General features: G+C 73.2%; 21 protein-coding genes. 13 read left to right on the top strand and 8 right to left on the bottom strand.

Annotated elements, in window-relative coordinates; genetic code table 11:
• Positions 1-277: 277 nt before the first annotated feature.
• Positions 278-1204, bottom strand: a complete 927-nt coding sequence (locus FS793_RS08745; RefSeq protein ID WP_144720112.1) for a LysR family transcriptional regulator — start codon at positions 1202-1204, stop codon at positions 278-280.
• A gap of 217 nt (positions 1205-1421) precedes the next feature.
• Here FS793_RS08745 and FS793_RS08740 point away from each other — a divergent pair, with 217 nt between their 5' ends.
• Positions 1422-4400: a cytochrome P450 gene (locus tag FS793_RS08740; RefSeq protein WP_144720111.1), complete on the top strand. Its 2979-nt coding sequence runs from the start codon at positions 1422-1424 to the stop codon at positions 4398-4400.
• Positions 4401-5117: 717 nt separating this feature from the next.
• Positions 5118-5468: a hypothetical protein gene (locus FS793_RS08735; protein WP_144720110.1), complete on the top strand. Its 351-nt coding sequence runs from the start codon at positions 5118-5120 to the stop codon at positions 5466-5468.
• A gap of 14 nt (positions 5469-5482) precedes the next feature.
• Here the strand turns inward: FS793_RS08735 and FS793_RS08730 are convergent, their stop codons facing one another.
• Together FS793_RS08730 and FS793_RS08725 are read right to left on the bottom strand one after the other, a co-directional pair.
• Complete coding sequence (locus FS793_RS08730; protein WP_222123721.1) at positions 5483-5902, bottom strand: hypothetical protein; 420 nt, start codon at positions 5900-5902, stop codon at positions 5483-5485.
• 132 nt (positions 5903-6034) lie between these two features.
• On the bottom strand, positions 6035-6535 hold the full coding sequence (locus tag FS793_RS08725) for a MarR family winged helix-turn-helix transcriptional regulator (protein ID WP_144720109.1): 501 nt from the start codon (positions 6533-6535) through the stop codon (positions 6035-6037).
• A gap of 117 nt (positions 6536-6652) precedes the next feature.
• On the opposite strand from FS793_RS08725, the gene FS793_RS08720 reads away from it, so the two are divergent.
• Entirely contained in the window at positions 6653-6886 is a 234-nt protein-coding gene (locus FS793_RS08720; RefSeq protein ID WP_144720108.1) for a hypothetical protein, read from the top strand.
• 24 nt (positions 6887-6910) lie between these two features.
• The gene (locus tag FS793_RS08715; protein WP_144720107.1) at positions 6911-7231 is read left to right on the top strand and encodes a DUF7882 family protein; all 321 of its coding nucleotides are present in this window, start codon (positions 6911-6913) and stop codon (positions 7229-7231) included.
• 16 nt (positions 7232-7247) lie between these two features.
• Here the strand turns inward: FS793_RS08715 and FS793_RS08710 are convergent, their stop codons facing one another.
• From FS793_RS08710 to FS793_RS08690, 5 genes are read right to left on the bottom strand one after another with little or no spacing between them, the layout of a single operon-like run.
• Entirely contained in the window at positions 7248-8027 is a 780-nt protein-coding gene (locus tag FS793_RS08710) for an IclR family transcriptional regulator (RefSeq protein ID WP_222123720.1), read from the bottom strand.
• A 14-nt stretch (positions 8028-8041) separates the two neighbouring features.
• Positions 8042-8875: a 5-dehydro-4-deoxy-D-glucuronate isomerase gene (kduI, locus tag FS793_RS08705; protein WP_144720106.1), complete on the bottom strand. Its 834-nt coding sequence runs from the start codon at positions 8873-8875 to the stop codon at positions 8042-8044.
• A gap of 17 nt (positions 8876-8892) precedes the next feature.
• Positions 8893-10200 carry a TRAP transporter large permease gene (locus FS793_RS08700; protein ID WP_144720105.1) on the bottom strand — a complete coding sequence of 436 codons (1308 nt, stop codon included), beginning with the start codon at positions 10198-10200 and terminating at the stop codon, positions 8893-8895.
• Positions 10197-10712, bottom strand: a complete 516-nt coding sequence (locus FS793_RS08695) for a TRAP transporter small permease (RefSeq protein ID WP_222123719.1) — start codon at positions 10710-10712, stop codon at positions 10197-10199. Before FS793_RS08695 ends, FS793_RS08700 begins: the two co-directional genes overlap by 4 nt.
• Positions 10713-10726: 14 nt before the next feature.
• Positions 10727-11740: a TRAP transporter substrate-binding protein gene (locus tag FS793_RS08690; protein ID WP_144720103.1), complete on the bottom strand. Its 1014-nt coding sequence runs from the start codon at positions 11738-11740 to the stop codon at positions 10727-10729.
• A 131-nt stretch (positions 11741-11871) separates the two neighbouring features.
• Here FS793_RS08690 and FS793_RS08685 point away from each other — a divergent pair, with 131 nt between their 5' ends.
• The 9 genes from FS793_RS08685 to FS793_RS08645 all read left to right on the top strand — a co-directional run bounded on the left by FS793_RS08685 (position 11872) and on the right by FS793_RS08645 (position 21957).
• Entirely contained in the window at positions 11872-12897 is a 1026-nt protein-coding gene (locus FS793_RS08685; protein WP_144720102.1) for a zinc-dependent alcohol dehydrogenase, read from the top strand.
• The gene (locus FS793_RS08680; RefSeq protein ID WP_144720101.1) at positions 12894-13646 is read left to right on the top strand and encodes an SDR family oxidoreductase; all 753 of its coding nucleotides are present in this window, start codon (positions 12894-12896) and stop codon (positions 13644-13646) included. Before FS793_RS08685 ends, FS793_RS08680 begins: the two co-directional genes overlap by 4 nt.
• On the top strand, positions 13643-14263 hold the full coding sequence (gene eda / locus FS793_RS08675; RefSeq protein WP_144720100.1) for a bifunctional 4-hydroxy-2-oxoglutarate aldolase/2-dehydro-3-deoxy-phosphogluconate aldolase: 621 nt from the start codon (positions 13643-13645) through the stop codon (positions 14261-14263). The genes FS793_RS08680 and eda overlap by 4 nt, the downstream gene beginning before the upstream one ends.
• Complete coding sequence (locus FS793_RS08670; RefSeq protein WP_144720099.1) at positions 14260-15204, top strand: sugar kinase; 945 nt, start codon at positions 14260-14262, stop codon at positions 15202-15204. Before eda ends, FS793_RS08670 begins: the two co-directional genes overlap by 4 nt.
• A gap of 51 nt (positions 15205-15255) precedes the next feature.
• A complete protein-coding gene (locus tag FS793_RS08665) occupies positions 15256-16188 on the top strand; it encodes a hypothetical protein (RefSeq protein WP_144720098.1) in 933 nt (310 codons plus the stop codon).
• Between the two features lie 62 nt (positions 16189-16250).
• Positions 16251-17801: a glycosyltransferase family A protein gene (locus tag FS793_RS08660; RefSeq protein ID WP_144720097.1), complete on the top strand. Its 1551-nt coding sequence runs from the start codon at positions 16251-16253 to the stop codon at positions 17799-17801.
• A gap of 59 nt (positions 17802-17860) precedes the next feature.
• On the top strand, positions 17861-19267 hold the full coding sequence (locus tag FS793_RS08655; RefSeq protein ID WP_144720096.1) for a sugar porter family MFS transporter: 1407 nt from the start codon (positions 17861-17863) through the stop codon (positions 19265-19267).
• Between the two features lie 119 nt (positions 19268-19386).
• On the top strand, positions 19387-20205 hold the full coding sequence (locus FS793_RS08650) for a hypothetical protein (RefSeq protein WP_144720095.1): 819 nt from the start codon (positions 19387-19389) through the stop codon (positions 20203-20205).
• A 165-nt stretch (positions 20206-20370) separates the two neighbouring features.
• Positions 20371-21957 carry an SPFH domain-containing protein gene (locus tag FS793_RS08645; protein ID WP_260980090.1) on the top strand — a complete coding sequence of 529 codons (1587 nt, stop codon included), beginning with the start codon at positions 20371-20373 and terminating at the stop codon, positions 21955-21957.
• Positions 21958-22208: the final 251 nt, after the last annotated feature.

Genomic DNA, 22208 nt, shown 5'->3' with positions numbered 1-22208 from the left:
GCGCCTCTGGAGGCTCGGTTCGCTCGCACCTCGGGGAGCGGTCAGGGGAGCGGAGCGCCAGGGGCATCGGGCGGACCCCACCAGCTGGTCGAGGAGCGCGCGAGCGCAGCGAGCACGCGTCACGAGACCACGCGACCGCAGCTCCTGCCCAGCCACGTGCGTGGCCGCGTCGTGCGGGCACGTCGCGTGGTCTCGTGACGGCTCCCCGCTGCGCTCGGGCCTCGACCAGCTGGGAGGAGTGCGCGTCGAAGGGGAACGTGGGATGTGCGGGGAGCCGTCAGGTCGTCGGTGAACGCCATTCCAGCGACGTCGCGAAGTCGATGAGCGCGCGCACGCGCGGCGGAGCATCCGCATCCGCCGACCAGATGACGTCGACGCCGACCGGGTCGACCGCCGGCGCGATCTCGCGCAGCGCGAGCGGGAAGCCCTCGTAGCTCGCCGGGTTCGCCGGCCGCTGCACGAGGATGCCGTAGCCGAGCCCGCGGCCCACGAGCGTGCGCACCGCTTCGTAGCTGCGCACGCGTTGGCGGATGCGCGGGGTGAGCCCGCGGGCCGCGAACAGCGAGAGCGTGTGCTCGCTCGACGGGGGCGCGTCGAGCAGGATGAGGTCGCGATCGACGAGGGTCTCCAGCCGCACGGTCGGCTGCGCGGCGAGCGGGTCGTCGGCGGCGAGCACGACGTGCGCGGGCAGGGCGTACAGGCGACGACGGCGCGGGTTGCCGGGCACGAGCGTCTCGTACACGAACGCGACGTCGATCTCGCCCGACTCGATGCGGCCGGCGAGGCCGTCCTGCGTCGTCTCGACCACGTGCAGGTCGACGCCGGGATGCTCGGCGGCGAAGCCCGCGAGCAGCGGCGGCAGGATCGTGGGCGCGAGCGTCGGGAAGCAGGCGATCGTGATCGGCCCCACGAGCGCGCCGTCGGCGTGGAGGCTCGTCGAGAGCTCGCGCGCCGCTGCCAGCAGCGGACGCGCCTGCGCGACCACGTGCGCGCCGGCGCTCGTGAGCGTGAGCCCGTGCGCGCGGCGACGGATGGCGAGGTGCGCGCCGAGGGAGCGCTCGAGCTCGCTGATCGCATCCGAGATCGCCGACGCCGACACGTGCAGCCGCGCCGCCGCCGCCGCGATCGTGCCGTCGTCGGCCGCGGCCACGAGGTACGCGAGCTGTCGCAGCGTGAAGTCGGGGATGGGCGAGTCGGGGGTCACGCGGGCGGTCTCCCATCGTCGATTGGGCAGTAGTTGCACGTGCTGCGGCGTGTCGTCCGCCACTACTGCCCAATCGAACGACAGAAGTGACCAATCACCGCTTCCTCGGTTCTATCGCAGTTGCAGGTCGCATCTCTCCGCTTTTCACGAGGAAGACCACGACGGATGCTGGATGCATGTGCAGCGACGGTGCTGCGCGTGGAAGCGGAGCGAACCGATGCCGACCCCTCCCGTCGCCGACTGGGTGCAGATCGCCGACCTGTACCGCGACCCCTTCCCCATCTACGAGCGCTTGCGCGCCGAGGGCGGCGTGCACTGGGTGCCCGCCGTCGGCCGGTACCTCGTCACGACCTACGACGCCGTGCACGCGACCGAGGTCGACCAGGCGACCTTCTCGGCGAACGAGGAGGGGTCGCTGCAGATCCGCGCCATGGGGCACTCGATGCTGCGACGCGACGACCCCGAGCACCACCTCGAGCGGAAGGCGTGGCAGCCGACGCTGCGGCCCGGCGTCGTGAAGCGCGTGTGGCGCAGCGTCTTCGAGCGCAACGCCGCGCGCTACCTCGACGAGATGATCGCGAAGGGTCCTGGCGAGGCCGACCTCATCTGGGACTTCGCCGCCCCCTTCGCCGCCGAGAACCTGCGCGAGATGCTCGGCCTGCACAACGTGCACCAGACCGACCTGCAGCGGTGGTCGCAGACGCTCATCGACGCGACCGGCAACTACGCCGACGACCCCGACGTGTGGGCGAGGGGCGAGCGCTCGTTCGACGAGGTCGACGCCGCGCTCGACGAGATGCTCGCGTGGCACGCGAAGCACCCCGACCACTCGCTCCTCTCGCAGCTCATCCGCATCCCCGACTACGAGATGCCCATCGAGCGCATCCGAGCCAACGTAAAGATGACGATCGGCGGCGGGCTCAACGAGCCGCGCGACGCGCTGGGCGTCGCCGCATGGGCCGTGCTGCAGCACCCCGAGCAGCGCCGCATCATCGAGGCGGATGCAACCCTGTGGCCGACGGCGTTCGAGGAGACGATCCGCTGGATCTCGCCCATCGGGCTGTACTCGCGGCAGACGACGCGCGAGGTCGAGCTCGCCGGCGTCACGCTGCCGCGAGGGGCGAGGCTCGGCATCTGCATCCTCTCCGCGAACCGCGACGAGTCGGTGTGGGATCGCGCGGACGCGTTCGACGTGCGCCGCGAGGTCAAGCCGCACCTCGCCTTCTCGAAGGGCGTGCACGTGTGCCTCGGCAACTGGGCGGCGCGCTCGGCGGTGGCCGACGTGGCGCTGCCGATGCTCTTCGATCGGCTGCGCGGCCTCGACCTCGTGCCGGACCGACCGGCGGAGGTCGGCGGCTGGGTGTTCCGCGGCATGCTCTCGATGCCCATCGCGTGGGATGCCGTGGCCCCGGCGGGCGCGTCGGTCGCGGTCGACGCCGCGCGGGATGCCGCGGCGCCCGCGCTCGCGCCGCGCATCGCGATCGTCGGCTCGGGGCCCGCGGGCTGCTTCTCGGCGCAGGCCCTGCGGCGCGCGCTGCCTGCCGCGCACCTCGACGTCGTGGATCGCCTGCCCGTGCCGTACGGGCTCGTGCGGCACGGCGTCGCCGCCGACCACCAGGGCACGAAGGCGGTCGCGCGGCAGTTCGACCGGCTGTTCCTGCACGAGGGCGTGCGGTTCGTCGGCGGCGTGCACGTGGACGCCGACGCGCTGGCCCGCCTGCGTCGCGACTACGACGCGGTCGTGCTGGCGACGGGGCTCTCGGCCGACGCGGCGCTCGCGATCCCGGGCGCCTCGCTGCCCGGTGTGGTCGGAGCGGGCACGGTCACGCGCATCCTGAACGGCCACCCCGACGAGGCCGACGTGCCGTCGCTCGGCCGCTCGGTCGTGATCGTGGGCCACGGCAACGTGGCGATGGACGTGGCGCGGCTCGTCGTCCGCGACCCCGCCGAGTTCGACGGCACCGACGTCGACGACGCCGTGCGGCACGCGCTCGCCGGCGACGTGCGCGACGTGCATCTCGTGGGTCGCTCCGCGCCCGACGCAGCACGCTTCGACCCCGTGATGGTGCGCGAGCTCGCCACGCTCGCCGGGGTCGAGCACGTCGTGCACGACGTCGACCTCGCCACCGTGCCCGAGGGCAAGGATGCGCGCATGGATGCCGTGCGCGCGCTCGCCGCTCGCGCGTCCGGGATGGTCGGGGACGTGCGCGTGCGCATCCACTGGTGGTTCGGTGCGACGCCCGTCGCGGTGCTCGGTGCCGAGGCCGTCGCGGGCATGCGCGTGGCGACGCCCGCGGGGGAGCGGGTGCTCGAGGCGTCGTCGGTCGTGACCGCGATCGGCTTCGCGGCAGGCGACGACTGCCTGGTCGAGCCCGGCGCGCACGCCGATGGCCGCGTCGAGCCGGGCCTCTACGTCGCCGGCTGGCTGCGCCGCGGACCCCGTGGCACCATCCCCGACCAGCGCACCGACGCGAAGGGGCTCGCGGGGCTCGTGCTCGACGACCTGTCGACGGGTGCCGTGCCCATCGGTCGGCCGGGCGTCGCCGACTTCGACGGCGCGACGGACTTCGACGGCTGGCGGCGCATCGACGTCGCCGAGACGCTCGCGGCCGCGCCCGGCCGGCGGCGCGCGAAGCTGCGCACGATCGACGCGCTGCGGGCAGTCGCGGCGGACGCGTCGATCGCGCTGCCGGAGATCGGGGCCGTCGCGGATGCGGCGGGCGGCGTCGGCGTGCCCGTGACGATCCTCTTCGGCACGGAGTCGGGCGGCGCCGAGCTCGTCGCCGAGGACCTCGCGCAGCACCTCGCGGGCCGCACCGACGTGGCTGTCGTCGACCTCGCCAACGCCGACCCCGAGGCGCTCGACGCGTCGCGCATCCACCTCGTCGTCTGCTCGACGTACGGCGACGGCGAGGTGCCGACCGCTGCGCGGCCCTTCCACGAGGCGCTCGTCGCCGGCTCGGGTCGGCTCGACGCGCTGCGGTACGCGGTCTTCGGGATGGGCGACCGTTCGTACGCGAAGACGTACTCGCGCGGGTCGGAGCGCGTCGACGAGGCGCTCGCTGCCCGCGGCGCCACGCGCGTCGGCGAGTACGGCAGGCACGACGCGTCGGGACCGCTCGACGTCGGCGACGTGGCCCGCGAGTGGGCGGACGGCGTGCTGGCGGATGCGGTGGTGGGGGCTCGCGTGTCCTGAGGGGGCCGTTCGAGGCTCTGCGTTCGTACCTCACGGGCCGTTCGGCTCCCCACCAGCTGGTCGAGGAGCGCGCGAGCCCCTGGGCGAGCACGCGTCACGAGACCACGCGAGCGCGGCTCCTGCCCGGCCACGCGCGTGGTCGCCTCGGGCGGGCACGTCGCGTGGTCTCGTGACGCGGAGGCGCTTCGCGCCTGCGCTCCTCGACCAGCGGGGAGGAGGGCGTCCCCGGAGGGAGGGCGGCAAGGGGCGGGCGGGCCGGGCGGCTCCCCACCAGCATGAGCGTGGTCGCGTCGAGCGGGCACGTCGCGTGGTCTCGTGACGGCTCCTCGCTGCGCTCGGGGCCTCCTCGACCAGCTGGGAGGAGGGCGTCCCCGGACGGAGGGCGGCAAGGGGCGGGCGGGCCGGGCGGCCCCCATCCAGCTGGTCGAGGAGCGCGCGAGCCCCTGGGCGAGCCCGCGTCACGAGACCACGGGAGCGCTGCTCCTGCCCGGCCACGCGCGTGGTCGCGCCGAGCGGGCACGTCGCGTGGTCTCGAGACGGCTCCTCGCTGCGCTCGGGGCCTCCTCGACCAGCTGGAAGGAGGGCGTCCCCGGACGGAGGGCGGCAAGGGAAGGACGGCTCTCGACCAGCTGACGGGGAGGCCGGAGCACCACGATCCCAGCGGACGCGCAGCCCCCGCTTCGCGCGATGACGGCCGATGGGTGCATGATCGTCTGCGTGCCGAACGACGTCACCACCGACCTCCTCGAGATGCAGAGCCTGCTGCGCCGCTTCGACGACGAGACGATCGGCATCCGCGACGCCGCGCAGCTCGACCGCATCGGCGCGTGCGCCGCGTCCGCGAATCGTCACCTCGGCGACACCGACCTCGACCGCTCGGTGGCGATGTGCCTGCTCGCCGCCACGCAGGCGACCGACGAGGCGCGCGAAGCAGCCGCGAACCACGCGCGTCGCCCCATCCTGCGCCCGATCGCGCAGCTGCAGTTCGACGCGCACATCGACGCGGCGACCGGTGCGATCGCCGTGGCGCTCGCCGACCTCGGCGACGACGCACCCGCGCGCGGCTAGCGCCCCCTGGGGGCTCAGCGGCGCACGAGCCGCTGCAGCGCCAGCGCCGCGATCGGCGCGTACGCCATCGTGATCGGCAGCGGGCCGTGCAGCACGAGCCGCGTGAGCGTGCCCTCGCGCTGCGTGCCGATCTGCGTCGCCGGCAGCACCGCGTGCTCGAGCCGCAGCCGCACGATGCCCGCGCGCACCGTCCAGGTCCACGTGCGTGCGGGCTCGTCGACCGCGTCCACCGTGAAGCGCGCGACGAACGGACCGGACGCGACCCGGCCGGTGAGCCCGGGGCGGATGCGCAGCTCGTCGCCGTCGACGTCGACGCGGTCGAGATGGCGCGACCACCACGTCCACCGGTCGATGCGGGCGTAGCGCTGCCAGGCGAGCGTCGGATCGATGGGACCGCCGACCGCGAGGTGCACGCGTCCGCGCACGACCCTCACGCGGCGTCCCGCCGGTCTGTCGCGACGGCGTCGACGTGCGCCGGCGCGCACGGGCGTCGCGTCGTCGCGAGGATCCGGGCGGCGGCGCTCATGCTGGCAGGCTATCGGCGCACGCGGGCGCTCGTCGCGGCGCTAGGCGCTGGCGGTGCGGGTGGCGGCGATGAGGTCGCGGAGCACGCGGATGGCGGTCGCGCGGTCGTGCGGATCGAGGTGCTCTGCGACGTCGAGGATGCTCGCCTGCATGCCGTCGAGCGCGTCGCGCACGATCGCGGTCGCGGCCTCGTCGAGCTCGAGCACCGAGGAGCGTCGGTCGGTCGGATGCGGCGCGCGCGTCGCGAGTCCGCGCGTCTCGAGCCGGTCGAGGAGTGCGGTGGTGGAGCCGGTCGTGATGAGCAGCAGGTCGCGCAGGTCGGAGGGACGCAGCGGCGCTCCCTGCTCCGCGGCGCGAGCGATGTAGCGCAGGCCGAGCAGGTCGAGGTCGCCGATCTCGAGGTCGTCGGCGACGCGGCGCCGCAGCGCGGCCTCGGCCTCGCGGTACTCGAGCAGCAGATTCAGCATGGCCTCGGGTCCGTCGCTGGATGCGGAGGCGTCGTAGGTGAATCCGGTCGTCGCCTGTGGTCCGCGATCGGTCACGGCCCCTCCTTCGCATCGCTGTCCTCTCGACCATAGTGCCACGAGAAGCGGCCATGTCTGCAAACATTCATCTTGACAAACTTGCTAAACGGAAGCCGTTCTGCTTGAGTCGGATCCATGCAGTCCCTCACCGCCGCGAACCTGGCCACCGCCAGGGCGCTCGGCGTGCGTGCCGGCCTGCGCGGCGACCCCGATCCCGCGCTCACCGCCGACACGCTCTGGGATCTCGTCATGCCGTTCGACGCGCGCGACGCCGAGCGCAGCGCGCGACGCAGGCTCCACGCCGCGTTCCGTCGTGGCGCTCTCGCACGGCGGCTCGAGCTCGAGTCCGCGCAATCCGCAGCGGCCTGACCGCACCGACCCCGAGGAGCAACCATGGGCACTCTGCACTACGGCACCAGCAGCGACGCGTCGTTCACGATCGACGACGAGACGCTCGTGCACGTGTCGGCGATCGTCGTCGCCAAGCTCCGACGCCAGGAGGCGTTCGTGCTCTCGATCGACGCCGGCGGGAGCCGCGAGTCGCTGTGGATCCATCCCTCGGCGATGCTGCGCTACACGTTCGCCGCCGGCGCCCAGCCCGCGCTCGACCGCGATCGCCTCGAGGACATGATGCGCCACGCGAACCGACCGGCGGGCATGGTCGTCGCCGCGGTCGTCGCAGCCGCTCCCGTCGCCGTCGCCGTCGCGGCGTAGCCGACGGCCGTCCGACTCAGGCGCTCGGCGCGCCCAGCAGTCGCGAGATCTCGTCGGCCGCCTCGATCGCGGCGGGAGCGAGCGCCTCGATCGACGTGCCGGGGTGCTCGAGCGCGATCGACGAGATCGACAGCCCGTAGGTGACGGCGCCCGAGTGGTCGCGGATGGGTGCCGAGACGCACACCGTGCCCACCTCGTTCTCGCCGAGGTCCATCGCGTAGCCGCGTGCCGCGACGCGTGCGAGCTCCTCGTGCAGCGCCTCGGGGGTGGTGATCGTCAGCTCGGTGCGAGCCGGCAGCCCCTCGCGTGCGACGAGCTGGTCGACGCGCTCGGGGCTCCACGACGCGAGCACGGCCTTGCCCATGCCCGAGCAGTGCATCGGGATGCCGAGGCCGACGCGCGAGCGCATGCGGTAGGGCTTCGACGCGTCCTTGCGGATGACGTAGACCATCTCGGCGTCGGTGAGCACGCCCACGTGCACGGTGCAGTCGACGCGGGCGACGAGGTCGTCGACGATCGGCTCGGCGATCGACGAGATGTCGACCGAGGCGAGCGCGCGCCCCGCGAGCGTCAGCAGGCTCGGGCCGGCGCGGTAGCCGTGGTCGGCGTCGCCGGCGATGAACTCCTGCTCGACGAGCGTCGCGAGGATGCGGTGCACCGTCGCCTTGGCGAGGCCGGCCTCGGCGACGATGTCGGTGAAGCGCGGGTGCTCGAGCGCGGCCTGCAGCACGCGCAGGGTCTTCTCGCTCGCCCCCGCAGCGGGGGCGGCCGAGCGGTCGATCTGCTCCAGCACCACGTGACTCCCTCCCGTCACCGCATCGCGGCGATCGGCACCGAGTCCATGTCGTCGAACGACTGGTTCTCGCCCGCCATGGCCCACACGAACGCGTAGTTCGATGAGCCTACGCCCGAGTGCAGCGACCACGACGGCGACAGGATGAGGTCGCCGGACGCGGCCATGAGGTGGCGCGTCTCGTCGGGCTCACCCATGAGGTGCACGACCCGGGCGTCGGCCGCGAGGTCGAAGTAGAGGTAGAGCTCGGTGCGGCGGTCGTGCGTGTGCGCCGGCATCGTGTTCCACATGCTGCCCTCGTGCAGGCGCGTGATGCCCATCACCACCTGGCATGAGCGGATGCCGTCCTCGTGGATCACCTGGCGCAGCGTGCGCCGGTTCGACGTCGCCTGGTCGCCCAGCTCGCGGATCGTGCCGTCGGCCGGCGTCGCGAGCGCGTTCGGGAACGTCGCGTGGGCGGGTGCCGAGAAGCCGTAGAACGCGGCGGGGCTCGCGGCGTCGTCGGACTCGAAGACGACCTCCCTCGTGCCGCGGCCCAGGTACAGCAGCGCCTCGGGCGCCATGGCGAACCGCTCGCCGTCGGCGACGATCGTGCCGGCGCCGCCCACGTTCGCGATGCCGATCTCGCGATGGTCGAGGAACCGCTCCGAGCGGATCTCCGGCACGGCCTCGAGCGACAGCGGCGCATCCGTCGGCACCGCGCCGACCGCGACGACGCGGTCGAAGTGCGTGACGACCGTGCGCACCTCGCCGGGCGTCAGCAGCCCCTGCACGAGGTAGCGGTCGCGCAGCGCGGCCTGGTCGAGGCCGGGGATGTCCTCGGGGCGGCCGGGACGGTAGGCGGAGGGCATGGGAGTCCTTTCTTCGGTCACAGGAGGCCGGCGAGCTGCGGCAGCCACAGCGAGATCTCGGGCACGAACACGATGACGAACAGCAGCACGATGAGCACGGCCATGAACGGCAGCAGGTGCTTGATGACGGGCTCGAGCCGCACCTTCGCCACCTGCGCGCCCACGAAGAGCACCGGTGCCGATGGTGGCGAGATCACCGCGATCGACAGGTTGAAGACCATCATGATGCCGAAGTGCACGGGGTCGATCCCGTACGAGACGGCGATGGGCAGGAAGATCGGCGTGAAGATGAGGATCGCCGGCGTGGGGTCGAGCGGGATGCCGATGACGAGCAGCAGCAGCATCATGATGAGCAGCACGACGACCTTCGAGTCCGTCCAGCCGAACAGCGCATCCGCCATGAGCTGCGGCAGCCGCGCGTACGTCATGACGAAGCCCATGATCGTCGAGACCGCGATGAGGAAGATCACGATCGACGACGTGCGGCACGCCTCGAGCAGGATGCGCGGCAGGTCGCGGACCTTGATCGTGCGGTAGGCGAACGACAGCGCGAGCGCGTAGAGCACCGCGATCGCCGAGCCCTCGGTGGGGGTGAAGAAGCCGGCGACGATGCCGCCGATGGCGACGACGATGAGGCCGAGCGACGGCAGCGCCTTGAGGAAGGTCGTGAGGAAGACCGACGGCGCGGGCCACGGCTTGCCCTTGAGCTCGGGGTGCTTGCGGGCGTAGAGGAACACGACGACCGCGCACGCGAGCGCCCACAGGAAGCCGGGCACGTAGCCGGCGAGGAAGAGCGCGCCGACCGAGGTGCCGCCGGCGGCGAGCGAGTAGACGATGAGCGTGTTGCTCGGCGGGATGAGCATGCCCGACGGCGCCGAGGCGACGTTCGCGGCGGCCGCGAAGGCGGGGTCGTAGCCCTCGCGCTTCTGCATCGGCGCCATCGTCGAGCCGACGGCGGCCGCCGAGGCGACGGCCGAGCCCGAGACGGTGCCGAAGATCGCGTTCGCGATGACGTTCGACTGCACGAGCGGCGCCGGCATCCTGCCCACGAGCACGCGGGCGAGGTTGATGAGCCGTTCGGCGATGCCGCCGTTGTTCATGATGACGCCGGCGAGCACGAAGAACGGGATGGCGAGCAACGCGAACGAGTTGGCGCCGCGCACCATCTGCTGCGCGCTCGTGATGGCGCCGCGGTCGAAGTCGGAGATGAGGAGCATGCACACCGCCGACGGCAGCGCGATGGAGATCGACACGGGGGCGCCGACCGCGAGCAGGATGACGAGGCCACCGATGAGGATGGCGCCGATGAGCGCTGGATCGATCATGCGCCGGCCGCCGCGGGGTCCTCGTGGAAGCCCTCGCGCCCTGCGTAGCCGGGTGCGAGCACGCGACCGAGGTGCAGGAGCAGGAAGAGCGCGAGCAGGACGCCCGAGATGGGGATCACGAGGTACAGCTGGCCCTGCGTGAGGGGCAGCAGCGGGTTGCGCTGCCCCCACGCGAGGTCGACGAGCTCGAAGCCGCCGATGATCATGGCGTACACGACGAACGACAGGGTGGAGAGGTAGGCGAGCACGTCGGCGACGCGCTGCAGCGCCCTCGGCAGGCGCTCGACGACGAACTCCATGACCACGTCGGCCTTCTCGGCGACCGCGATCGCGATGCCGATGAGGCTCACCCAGACGAAGGCGTAGCGAGCCGCCTCCTCCGTCCACGGGCTCGGGTCCCCGAGCACGAGCCGGGTGAAGACCTGCCAGGTCACGAGCGCCACGAGCACTGCGAAGAGCGTGGCGCAGATGACGCGGAGCACCCTGGTGAGCCAGGTCTCGAACGTGGTCACGGCGTTCGCCATCGTCAGCCTCGCGCCGCGTCGATCGCGTCGTAGATCGACTGCGTGAGGTCGCTCGTGACCCGCTCCTCGTGGATGGGCAGCACGGCCTCGCGGAAGGCGTCGACGTCGGCGTCCGAGAACTGCGCACCGGCCTCCTCGGCGGCGGCGACCGCCTCGTCGACGGCGGTCGCGAAGAGCTCGAGCTCGGTGTCGACGCTGTCGGCGAGCAGGTCCTCGAGGATGCCGCGCGTCTCGTCGTCGAGGCCGTCCCAGACGGTCGGGCTCGCGATGAGGTAGTCGGGCATCATGAGGTGCTGCGTGTACGAGTAGTAGCCGGCGATCTCGTCGTGGCTGAGCGTCGAGTAGATGAGCTCGTTGTTCTCGGCGCCGTCGAGCACGCCCGACTGGATGGCCGTGTAGACCTCGCCCTGCGCCATCGGGGTGCCGACGCCGCCCATGAGCTCCATCATGAGCACGTTCGTGTCCGAGCCGATGACGCGGATCTTGAGGCCCGCGAGGTCCTCGGGCGTCTCGATGGGGCCCTCGGTCGTGTACACGTTGCGCACGCCGCCGTGGTAGGCCGTGAGCACCTGGATGCTGTCGTCGACGACGGTCTCGTAGAGGTCGCCCATGATCTCGGGGTCGTTGAGCACGGTCATCTGGTGCTCGGGCGACTCGTAGAGGTACGGCAGGTTCACGACCGAGAAGTCGGGCTCGAAGTTCTCGAGCAGGCTGCCTGCGACGATCGCGAAGTCGAGGGTGCCGGACTGGACCTGCTCGATCGTCGCGGCCTGGTCGCCGAGCGTCTCGTCGGTGAAGAGCTCGAAGCGGTAGGCGCCGTCGGTCGCCTCCTCGAGCGCATCCGACACCTCGAGCAGCGCCTGCGCCTGCGGGTGGTCGATGTCCTGGTTGAACGCGACGCGGAAGACGGTCTGGTCGGCGGAGCCGCCCTCGCCGCCCGTGCCGCCCGAGCACGCCGCCAGGGCGAGTCCGACGGTCGCGATGCCGGCGATGGCGCCGACCCTCATGCTGCGCATGGATCCTCCTCGTTGAAGTTCCGCGGTGCGTGGGACGACCGCTTCGGGTACGGTAGCGTCACGAAACGAAGTTCCGCAACGTGGACCTTCGGATGGAAGCAAGTTTCACGGATCCAAGGGAGCATCCGCGCATGAGGGCAGCGCAGTACCGCGGCGAGCACCGCATCACCGTCGACGAGGTCGCCGCCACCGAGCCCGCCGCGGGCCAGGTGCAGATCGACGTCGCCTACACCGGCATCTGCGGCACCGACCTGCACGTGCTGCACGGCTCGATGGACTCCCGCGTCACGACGCCGCAGTCGATCGGCCACGAGATGAGCGGCACGATCGCCGCGGTCGGCGAGGGCGTGACGGACATCGCGGTCGGCGACCAGGTCACCGTCATGCCGCTCGACGCGTGCGGCTCGTGCCCCGCGTGCGAGGCCGGCAACGGTCACGTCTGCCAGCGCCTCAACTTCGTCGGCATCGACAGCCCCGGCTCGCTGCAGGAGCGGTGGAACGTGGATGCGGCGCTCATCGTGCCGCTGCCCGCATCCCTCTCCCTGCGCCACGCGGCGCTCGTCGAGCCCCTCGCCGTCGCGTGCCACGACGTGGCCCGAGGCCGCGTCGCCGCGGGCGAGCATGTCGTCGTCGTGGGCGGCGGCCCCATCGGCCAGCTCATCGCCCTCGTCGCTCGCGCGACCGGTGCGCACGTGCTCGTCGTCGAGCCCAACGCCGAGCGCCGCGCGCTCGCCGAGCGCCTCGGCGCCGACACCCTCGACCCCATCGGCGCCGACGTGCCCGCGGTGGTCGACGAGCGCACGGGCGGCGCAGGCGCCGACGTCGTGTTCGAGGTCGCCGGCGTCGCCGCCACCGCGCTGTCGAGCCCGCACCTCGCCCGCGTGCGCGGCCGCGTCGTCATGGTCGCCATCCACGCGCAGCCCGTGCCGATCGACCTGCACCGCGTCTTCTGGCGCGAGCTCGAGCTCATCGGCGCTCGCGTCTACGAGCGCGCCGACTTCGAGCGCGCCGTCGACCTGCTCGCCTCCGGTCAGGTGCCCGCCGACGAGCTCATCACGCGCGTCGTGCCCCTCGACGACACGCAGGCCGCGTTCGAGGCCCTCGCGGTCGGCGACGCCATGAAGATCCTCGTCGACGTGCAGGGAGCCCGCGCATGACCGTCTCGTTCGACCTCACGGGCCAGACGGCCGTCGTCACCGGCGCGCGCCGCGGCATCGGCTTCGCCATGGCCCTCGCGCTCGCCGAGGCCGGCGCCGACATCGTCGCCGCCTCGTCGAGCCAGGAGGCCGACGGCGGCGAGATCGGCCGCCGTGTGCGCGACCTCGGTCGCGCATTCGAGGGCCACGCCGTCGACTTCTCCGACCGCGCCGCCGTCGAGGCCTTCGGCGCGCGCGTCGGCGGTGCCGACATCCTCGTGAACAACGCGGGCACGATCCGCCGCGCGCCTGCCGCCGAGCACCCGCTCGAGTGGTGGGACGAGGTGCTGCAGGTGAACCTGTCGAGCCAGTTCGTGCTCTCGCAGGCCGTCGCCGCGGGCATGCTCGAGCGCGGCCACGGCCGCATCATCTTCACCGCGAGCCTCCTGACGTTCCAGGGCGGCATCAACGTGCCGGGCTACGCGGCCGCGAAGTCGGGCGTCGCGGGCCTCGTGCACGCGCTGTCGAACGAGTGGGCCAGCCGTGGCGTCACGGTGAACGGCATCGCGCCCGGCTACATCGCGACCGACAACACCGAGGCGCTGCGCGACGACCCCGACCGCTCGGCGGCCATCCTCGAGCGCATCCCGGCGGGCCGCTGGGGCCGTGCGGACGACCTCGGCGGCGCGACGGTGTTCCTCGCGAGCCCCGCGGCCGCGTACGTGACGGGCGCGATCCTGCCCGTCGACGGCGGCTGGCTGGCCCGATGAGCGCCGTCGCCGGGCACCGCCTCGTGCCGCTCGCCGCACCGTCGACGCCGGGGGAGTCGGCGGCGCTCGCCGACGGGCTCGTCGCGGGCGGCATCGGCATCGTCGAGGTCGCGCTGCGCACGCCGCACGCGATGGATGCGCTGCGCACGATCGCGAGCCGCGGCGACCTCGTTGCCGGCGCCGGCACGGTGCTCGACGCCGACCAGGCGCGCGCGGCGATCGATGCCGGCGCGCGGTTCCTCGTGTCGCCCGGCCTCTCGGCCGACGTCGTCGCCGTCGCGCAGGCGGCGGGCGTCGACGTGCTGCCCGGCGTCATGACGGCCACCGAGGTCACGATGGCGCGCGACCTCGGCCTGCGTCGGCTCAAGCTCTTCCCCGCCGGCGTCGCGGGCGGCCTCGCGCTGCTCGACGCGTACGCCTCCGTCTTCGCCGACGTGACCTTCATGCCCTCGGGCGGCGTGAGCGAGTCGACGCTCGCCACGCACCTCGCGCATCCGGCGGTGTTCGCCGTCTCTGGGTCGTGGCTCGCCGCAGGCCCCGCGATGCGCGAGGGCGCGGATGCGGTCGCGGCCATCGCCGCACGCGCCGTCGCGATCGCCGAGGCGGTGCCGGCATGAGCGTCGTGACGCTCGGCGAGGCCCTCGGGCTCGTGCTCGCGCGTCGCACGGGCGGCTTCGACGTCGTGGGCGACGCCGAGCTGTCGTTCGGCGGCGCCGAGACGAACGTCGCGATCGCGACGGCGCGCCTCGGCATCCCGACGTCGTGGATCGGCCGCGTGGGCGACGACGCCGTCGGCCGCCGCATCCTGCGCACGCTGCGCGCCGAGCACGTGACGGCGCACGTCGCCGTCGACGCCGAGGTGCCGACCGCGATCATGCTCAAGGACCGGCCGCACCTCGGCCGCAGCCGCGTCACCTACTACCGCGACGGCAACGCCGGCTCGCGGCTGTCGCCCGCCGACGTCGACCTCGACGCGATCGCGGCGGCCGACGTGCTGCACGTCACCGGCATCGGCCTCGCGCTCTCGGCGACGTCGGCGGAGGCCGTGCTGCACGCCGTGCGCCATGCGCGCGAGGTCGGCACGCTCGTGTCGTTCGACGTGAACCACCGGTCGAAGCTGTGGTCGCACGCCGACGCCGCGCCCCGGTATCGCGAGCTCGTCGCGCTCGCCGACGTCGTGTTCGCGGGCGACGACGAGGCGCGCATCCTCGTGTCGGGCGAGTCGGACGACGCGCTCGCGCTCGCGCTGCAGGCGCTCGGCCCGGCGCGGGCCGTCGTGAAGCTCGGCGACCGCGGCGCCGTGGGCGTCGACGGCGACGAGGTGCTGCGCGTCGACGCGTACCGCGTGCCCGTCGCCGACACCGTGGGCGCCGGCGACGCGTTCGTGGGCGGCTACCTCGCCGAGCTCGTGCGCGGCGCCGACCACGCGACCCGCCTGCGCACGGCATCCGCCGCCGGTGCATGCGCGTGCCGCGCCGAGGGCGACTGGGAGGCCATGCCCACCCCCGCCGACGTCGCCGAGCTCGTGCGCGGCGGCGGCGACCCCGTCGACCGGTAGCGCACCAGCGCGGCGGCCGGCCGCGGTGCGCGGATGCGCGACGATGGGGCCGTGCTCCTCTCCCGCCTGCGCTCGTGGCGACCGCTGCTGCGGACCGGCCGCTCGACGATCGACCTGCGCTGGCTGAGCCATCGCGCCGTGGCTCGCAGGTGGTATCCGCAGGGCATCGACGTGGGCACGTGGCGCGGTCGGCGCACGCTCGCCGTGAGCTGGTTCCGCAAGGACGCGGCGGGCACGCAGCACCTCGCGTCGCGCATCACGCTCGTCGACCTCGCGCGCGGCACGAGCATCGACCTGGCGCTCGCGATCCCCGACGGGGCCGAAGCGCTCGCGCCCGCGCGCATCCACGCAGGCGGCCTCGCCTGGATCGGCGACCGGCTGCTCGTCGCGGCGACGCGCGAGGGCGTGTGGGAGTTCGACCTCGCCGACGTGCGCGACGTGCGGGGGGCCGAGGCGCGGCGGCTGCGCGGGTCGCGGAGCCCCTCGTTCGGCGCTCGCGGCCGGGCCGTCGTGCGCGCGCACGTGCACGAGGTGCCGATCCGCTGCTCCTTCCTCGGTCGCGCGTTCGACGCCGACGGCACCGTGCAGCCGAGCGTGCTCGTCGGCGAGTACCGCACCGACGACGCGGGCCGCATCGTCGAGTCGGTCGTGCCCGCGGGAGGAGACGCGTGGCCGCCGCTCGCGCCCGTGCCGACGGGCGTGGCGCGCATGCAGGGCGTCGTGCGGGTCGGGGAGACCGTGCTCGTCTCGCAGTCGCGCGGCATGCGGCCCGGCGCGCTCTGGTCGGGGCCGGGCGACGCCCTGCGCCGCACCGAGGTGGCGCTGCCGGTCGGCTGCGAGGACCTCGCGATCGACGTCGAGGGCGGCATGCTGTGGACGCTCGCCGAGCATCCGTGGCGCCGCCTCGTGCGCGGCATCCCGCTCGCCGACGTGGGGATCGGCGGCCTCCGTGGCCTCCGCAGCCATCGCCCGGCCGACGGGTAGCACGGATCGCATCCCGCTCGCATCGGCGAGCGCGCGCCCCGTCGCTCTGTCACCATCCTTCGATGACCACGGATGGGATCGACCGACGCACGATGGCCGCGCACGAGGCGGGGCCGATCCGCGTGTCGGTCGTCGTGCCGGTGTTCCGTCCAGGTGCCGCGATCGATCCGCTGATCGCATCGCTCGACGCGCAGACGCTCGCGCAGGACCGCTTCGAGGTGCTGCTGTGCGACGACGGATCCGGCGACGAGACGGCCGCGCAGCTCGAGGCGATCGCGCGCGAACGACCCCACGTGCGCGTGCTCTCCCTGCCGCACTCGGGATGGCCGGGGACGCCGCGCAACCGCGGCATCGACGAGGCGCGCGGCACCTTCGTGCAGCTCGTCGACCAGGACGACCACCTCTTCCCCGAGGCGCTCGAGCGCCTGTGCGACGTCGCCGACGAGCACGGCTCCGACGTCGTCGTCGGTCGCGAGGTCGGCGTCGGGCGCGCGATCCCCGAGGCCATCTTCCGTCGCGACGTGTTCGACGCCCGCCTCGGCGTCGACCCGCTGCTGCAGATGCTCACGCCCCACAAGATGTTCCGCACCGCGTTCCTGCGGCAGCACGGCATCCGCTTCCCCGAGGGCCGCGTGCGGCTCGAGGACCACCTCTTCGTCATGCAGGCGTACTTCGCGGCCGACGTCATCTCGATCCTCGCCAGCACGCCCTGCTACGCCTGGGTCAAGCAGCCGGGCAGCGCGAGCTCGTCGCGCATCGAGCCCGAGACGTACTACCCGCACCTCGAGACCGTGCTCGACGTGGTCGAGCAGCACACCGAGCCCGGCGAGCTGCGCGATCGGCTGCTGGGGCACTGGTTGCGCAGCAAGATCCTCAAGCGGCTGACGGGGCGGCAGATGCTGCGCTACCCCGACGCGTACCGCGAGCGCCTGCTCGACGTCGTGACGCCGCTCGTCGAGCGCAGGTTCGGCCTCGGCGTCGACGCGGGGCTCTCCGGGCCGAACCGGCTGCGCGTCGCGCTGCTGCGCGCCGGCAGGCGCGCGGACCTCCTCGCCCTCGCCGCCGAGGAGGTGCGAGCGTCCGTGGGCACTGCGCAGCTCGTCGACGCTCGCTGGTCGCGCGGCGGCGGCCTGCGGCTGCGACTGCGCCTGCGGCTGACCGACGACGCCGCCGAGGCGTGGCACGGTCCGCCGTGGCTCGGCGACCTGTACGCCGAGGTGCTCGGCGAGTCGCCCGTCGACCGCGTCGACCTCCTCGTGCGCGGCGTCGACGGGGGGCACGATCGCCGCATCGGATCGTGCGTCGTCGACGCGCACGGCGTCGCGTCCGTCTCCATCGACCCGATCCGCGCGTTCGGCGCGGATGCGGGCGGCACCGACCTCCCGCTGCTCGTGCGGGCGCGGCGCGCCGGAGGCGACGTCGACGCGGCCGTGCGGGTCGACCCCTCCGTCGTCGCCGCCGCCGGACGCTCGCCGCTGCTCGCCGGTCGTCGCACGACGCTCGTGACCGGGCTCGACGGCGTCGCCCTGCATCGCGCGTGGCCGTCCGGTCGGATGCGCGACGCCGCGGCCCGAGCGTCGCGACGCGTGCGCAGGATGCGACGCACGTCGTAGCGCAGGGCGCCCGGCGCATCCATCCGCTGCCAGGATGGAGGGTCGGATCGAGGAGGACCATGACCGCGCCGAGCGCCCCCGCCACGCTGCCCCCGCTCGGCGACGGACCGCATCGACGCAGGCTCGGCCTCGTCGCGGTCGTCGCGTGCCTCGGCGGGCTGCTGTTCGGCTACGACACGGGCGTCATCAACGGCGCGCTGCTGCCGATGACGCAGGAGCTCGGCCTCACGCCGCTGACGCAGGGCATCGCCACGTCGTCGCTCGTCTTCGCCGCCGCGATCGGCGCGCTCGTGGGCGGGCGCGTGTCGGATGCGCGCGGCCGCCGCACGACGATCGTGGCGCTCGCGGTGCTCTTCTTCGTCGGCGCCCTCGTGGTCGTGGCGTCGCCGAGCCTCGAGGTGCTCGTGGTCGGCCGCGTGGCGCTGGGCCTCGCCGTCGGCGGCGCCTCGACGGTCGTGCCCGTCTACCTCGCCGAGCTCGCACCGCACGAGATCCGCGGCTCCCTCTCGGGCCGCAACGAGCTCGCGATCGTCTCGGGACAGCTCGCGGCATTCGTGGTCAACGCCATCCTCGGCGCGCAGCTCGGTCACCTCGACGGCGTGTGGCGCATCATGTTCGCCGTCTGCGCCCTGCCCGCCGCCGCCCTGTTCGTCGGCATGCTGCGCATGCCGGAGTCGCCCCGCTGGCTCGTCGACCACGGCCGCCGCGACGAGGCGCTCGCGGTGCTGCAGCGCATCCGCACGCCCGAGCGCGCCGCCGCCGAGCTCGCCGACGTCGAGGCCATCGCACGCCTCCGCCAGGCGGACCGGGTCACGCTGGCCGACGTCGTGCGCGACCGCCGCCTGCTGGCGATCCTGCTCACGGGCATCGGCCTCGGCATCGGCCAGCAGGTCACGGGCATCAACGCGATCATGTACTACGGCCAGACCGTGCTCGTGGAGTCCGGCTTCGAGCGTCAGGCGGCGCTCGTCGCCAACGTCGCGCCCGGCGTCATCGCCGTGCTCGGCGGCATCGTGGCGCTGTGGATGATGGACCGCGTGAACCGGCGCACGACGTTCGTGCTCGGCTTCGGGCTCACCACGATCTGCCAGGTGCTCATCGGCGTCGCCTCGCTCGTGCTGCAGCCCGGCGACCCCGCGCGGCCGATCGTGATCCTCGTGCTCGTCGTCGCGTTCGTCGGCGCCATGCAGACGTTCCTCAACGTGGCGTTCTGGGTCACGCTGTCGGAGATCTTCCCCATGCGGATGCGCGGGCTCGGCGTCGGCGTGGGCGCGTTCGCGAACTGGATCACGAACGCGGCGCTCGCGCTCGCCTTCCCGACGCTCGTCGCCTCCGTCGGCATCTCGGGCACCTTCTTCGGCTTCGCCGTGCTCGGCGGGTGCGCGCTCGCCTTCGTGCTCTGGCGCCTGCCGGAGTCGCGCGGGCGCACGCTCGAGGCGCTCGAGCGCGACGTGACGCGGGCCTGAGGGGTCAAGGGCGCGGTCGCCCTGGCTCGTCGCGCGTCGTCCGCGACCGCGACGCGGCGCCGAGGGATCATCCGCGCGGACGACGCGCCTCCCAGGGGCGCGCGGCTACCGTCGAGGCGATGCGCGCTCCCACCCGACTCACCCTCGCGATCGGCGGCGTCGCCGCGATCGTCGTCGCCGGGCTCGCGACCGGTGCCGTCATGCTCGAGCGTCTCGTCGACCCTCCGAGCCCCACGGCCACGGTCACGGCCGACGACGGCAGCCAGGTGGTGCTCGACTGGGCCGACTACCCGGCCGACGCCTCCCAGGACCCCGCCTCCGTGCTCGCCGCGCCTCGCGCCGAGGAGGTCGAGGCGGTGGGCGACGCGGAGCTCGTCGCGCTCGCCGCCGCGGTCGAGCCGGTCGTCCCCGAGCTCGAGTGGTCGCTGGTGCCTACGGGCAACGCCGACGACGTCCTGCCGACCGGCGGCGGCAACGGCTACGGCGGGCCGACGCTGCACCGCGTCTACAACTCGCCCACGAACCTCGGCGACGGCCTCGCTGCCGATGCCGACTGGTCCGCGATGGCCGCTGCGCTCGGCGCCGAGCTCGCCGACCTCGGCTACGGACCGATCGTCTGGGATCACGAGCGCGAGCCCTACGACTACGAGACCGAGGCCGACCGCGACGAGCAGGTCGTGGCGCAGTTCGGCTCCCTCGACCCCGACGCGATGTGGATGTGGGCGGGGATGGCCGAGCGCGACTCCATGTGGGTGTGGGTGTCGATCTGGGACGTGCGTCGCGACACGGCCCCCGAGGGTGCGTGGACGGAGACCGACTCGGGCGTCAGCCTCTTCATCGGCGGCACCGTGATCTCGCAGGACGACGAGCGGGCGTACGAGACCGGCGTCGCCCCGTTCGAGGGCATCATGCTGCCGGCGTCGACGCACTCGGACTGAGCGGCCCGGGCTCGAAGGGCGCACGTCACGCGACGGTCGTGAGGACGGCGCTCGCTGGTGGGGGACCGTCCTCGGCCGAGGCATCGTCGAGCCGCCGGCCAGGAGCCGTCCAGACGACTTCCATAGGTTGGGCGAGCATCCCCTCCCTCGAAACGAAGGACCCTCGTGCTCGGTCTCGACCTCGGCCTCGTCGTGCTCATCGCACTCGGCGTCATCGTCCTCCTGCTGCTCGTCTTCGGCGCCATCCGCCGCTACCGCATCGCGGAGCCCGACGAGGCGATCATCGTCACGGGCCGCAAGGGCCGCACGTACATCGACGCCAAGGGCGAGGAGGTCACCGACCTCTCGGGCCAGAAGGTCGTCACGGGTGGCGGCATCTTCGTCATGCCGTTCGTGCAGAAGCACTTCCGCATGTCGCTGCGCTCGCGCCGACTGCTGTTCAACACGACGGCGCAGACCCGCAACGGCATCACGATCCACGCGCAGGCCGTCGCCGTCATCAAGGTCGGTGGCTCCGAGGAGATGATCCGCCACGCGGCCCAGCGATTCCTCTCGCAGCAGGAGGAGATCGAGTCGTCCACGCAGGAGGTGCTCTCGGGCTCGCTCCGCGGCATCATCGGCTCGCTCACGGTGCTCGAGATCATCCACGACCGCAAGGCGCTCGCCGACGCGGTGCTGCAGGCGGCCGAGGATGCGCTGACGAAGCAGGGCCTCAACGTCGACACCCTGCAGATCCAGGAGATCAACGACACCCAGAACTACATCGCGAACCTCGGCGTGCCCGAGTCGGCGGCCGTGCAGCGTGCGGCCGCGATCGCGAACACCGAGGCGCAGAAGGCGGCCGAGCAGGCGTCGATCGAGGCGAAGAAGCAGATCCTCGAGGCCAACCGCGTGCTGCAGCTGCAGGAGGCGGCCGTGCAGGCCGAGACCGACAAGGCGCTCGCGCAGGCGAACGCGGCGAAGCCGCTCGAGGATGCCGTGCAGCGTCAGGCGATCGTGCAGCAGGAGGAGATCACCGCCCAGCGCGAAGCCGAGCTCAAGGAGCAGACGCTGAACGCCGAGGTGCGCAAGGTCGCCGACGCCGAGGCCTACCGCATCCGCATCACGGCCGAGGCGAACGCCGTCGCGAAGTCGACCGAGGCGAACGCCGACCGTGCAGCCCGCGAGGCTCGTGCCGAGGCGCAGAAGGCCGAGGGTGTCGCCGAGGCCAGCGTGACCGAGGCGCGAGGCAACGCCCAGCGCACGTCGCGCATCGCTGCCGCCGAGGCGCAGAAGGCAGAGGGCGAGGCCGAGGCCGTGGCCGTCGCCGCCAAGGGTCGCGCCGAGGCCGAGGCGATCTCGGCCCGCGGTCGCGCAGAGGGCGACGCCATCGCCGCTCGCGCCGCCGCCCTCGCCGAGAACAGCCAGTTCGTGCTCGCGCAGGAGCTGCTCGAGCGCCTGCCCGAGGTCGCCGAGGCGTTCGCGAAGGCCTACGCCTCGTCGAACATCACGGTCGTCTCGGCCGACGGCACGAACAAGCTCACGGCGGACATGGTGGGCAACATCGCCTCCATGACGACGATGATGAAGGACGCCACGGGCATCGACCTGCAGCAGGTCATCAACGCCACGGCTCAGGGCAACGCCGCGGGCTCCGCCGTCGCGGGTGCGCAGCGCCGGTCGGCCGGCGACTCGGGAGTCGCCGCCGCTGCGTCGTCGATCCTGGGTGGCGAGCAGCCCCCGGCGGGCCACGAGGCCTCCGACGCGCGATGACCGCAGCGGCGGTCGTCGTCGACGACCGCCGCGGGGATGCCGTGCTCGACCCGACCGCCGCCGACGAGCCGGCCGCGATCGCGACGCGGCAGGGGCCGCTGACCCTCGCCGAGGGCGGGCGTCGGTGGCCCCCTCGCGTCGGGAGGCCATCGAAGCGTCGTGCCGCGTCAGGCGTCTCGTACGTCGATCGAACGACCTGGCCGCGCGTCGGCGTGCGACACGCCGATCCTGTACCCCGTTCCGTGGACGAG

The organism is Agrococcus jejuensis, from assembly GCF_007679035.1.
Lineage (GTDB): Bacteria > Actinomycetota > Actinomycetes > Actinomycetales > Microbacteriaceae > Agrococcus > Agrococcus jejuensis_A.
The sequence above is the reverse complement of the archived record's forward strand: the minus strand, read 5'-3'. Positions and strand labels throughout refer to the sequence as shown.

Bases quoted from the DNA above. Each gene is read 5' to 3' on its own strand.
- FS793_RS08740 (WP_144720111.1), top strand. From the start codon at position 1,422: ATGCCGACCCCTCCCGTCGCCGACTGGGTGCAGATCGCCGACCTGTAC.
- FS793_RS08720 (WP_144720108.1), top strand. From the start codon at position 6,653: ATGCAGTCCCTCACCGCCGCGAACCTGGCCACCGCCAGGGCGCTCGGC.
- FS793_RS08715 (WP_144720107.1), top strand. From the start codon at position 6,911: ATGGGCACTCTGCACTACGGCACCAGCAGCGACGCGTCGTTCACGATC.
- kduI (WP_144720106.1), bottom strand. From the start codon at position 8,875: ATGCCCTCCGCCTACCGTCCCGGCCGCCCCGAGGACATCCCCGGCCTC.
- FS793_RS08700 (WP_144720105.1), bottom strand. From the start codon at position 10,200: ATGATCGATCCAGCGCTCATCGGCGCCATCCTCATCGGTGGCCTCGTC.
- FS793_RS08690 (WP_144720103.1), bottom strand. From the start codon at position 11,740: ATGCGCAGCATGAGGGTCGGCGCCATCGCCGGCATCGCGACCGTCGGA.
- FS793_RS08685 (WP_144720102.1), top strand. From the start codon at position 11,872: ATGAGGGCAGCGCAGTACCGCGGCGAGCACCGCATCACCGTCGACGAG.
- FS793_RS08680 (WP_144720101.1), top strand. From the start codon at position 12,894: ATGACCGTCTCGTTCGACCTCACGGGCCAGACGGCCGTCGTCACCGGC.
- eda (WP_144720100.1), top strand. From the start codon at position 13,643: ATGAGCGCCGTCGCCGGGCACCGCCTCGTGCCGCTCGCCGCACCGTCG.
- FS793_RS08670 (WP_144720099.1), top strand. From the start codon at position 14,260: ATGAGCGTCGTGACGCTCGGCGAGGCCCTCGGGCTCGTGCTCGCGCGT.
- FS793_RS08660 (WP_144720097.1), top strand. From the start codon at position 16,251: ATGACCACGGATGGGATCGACCGACGCACGATGGCCGCGCACGAGGCG.
- FS793_RS08655 (WP_144720096.1), top strand. From the start codon at position 17,861: ATGACCGCGCCGAGCGCCCCCGCCACGCTGCCCCCGCTCGGCGACGGA.
- FS793_RS08650 (WP_144720095.1), top strand. From the start codon at position 19,387: ATGCGCGCTCCCACCCGACTCACCCTCGCGATCGGCGGCGTCGCCGCG.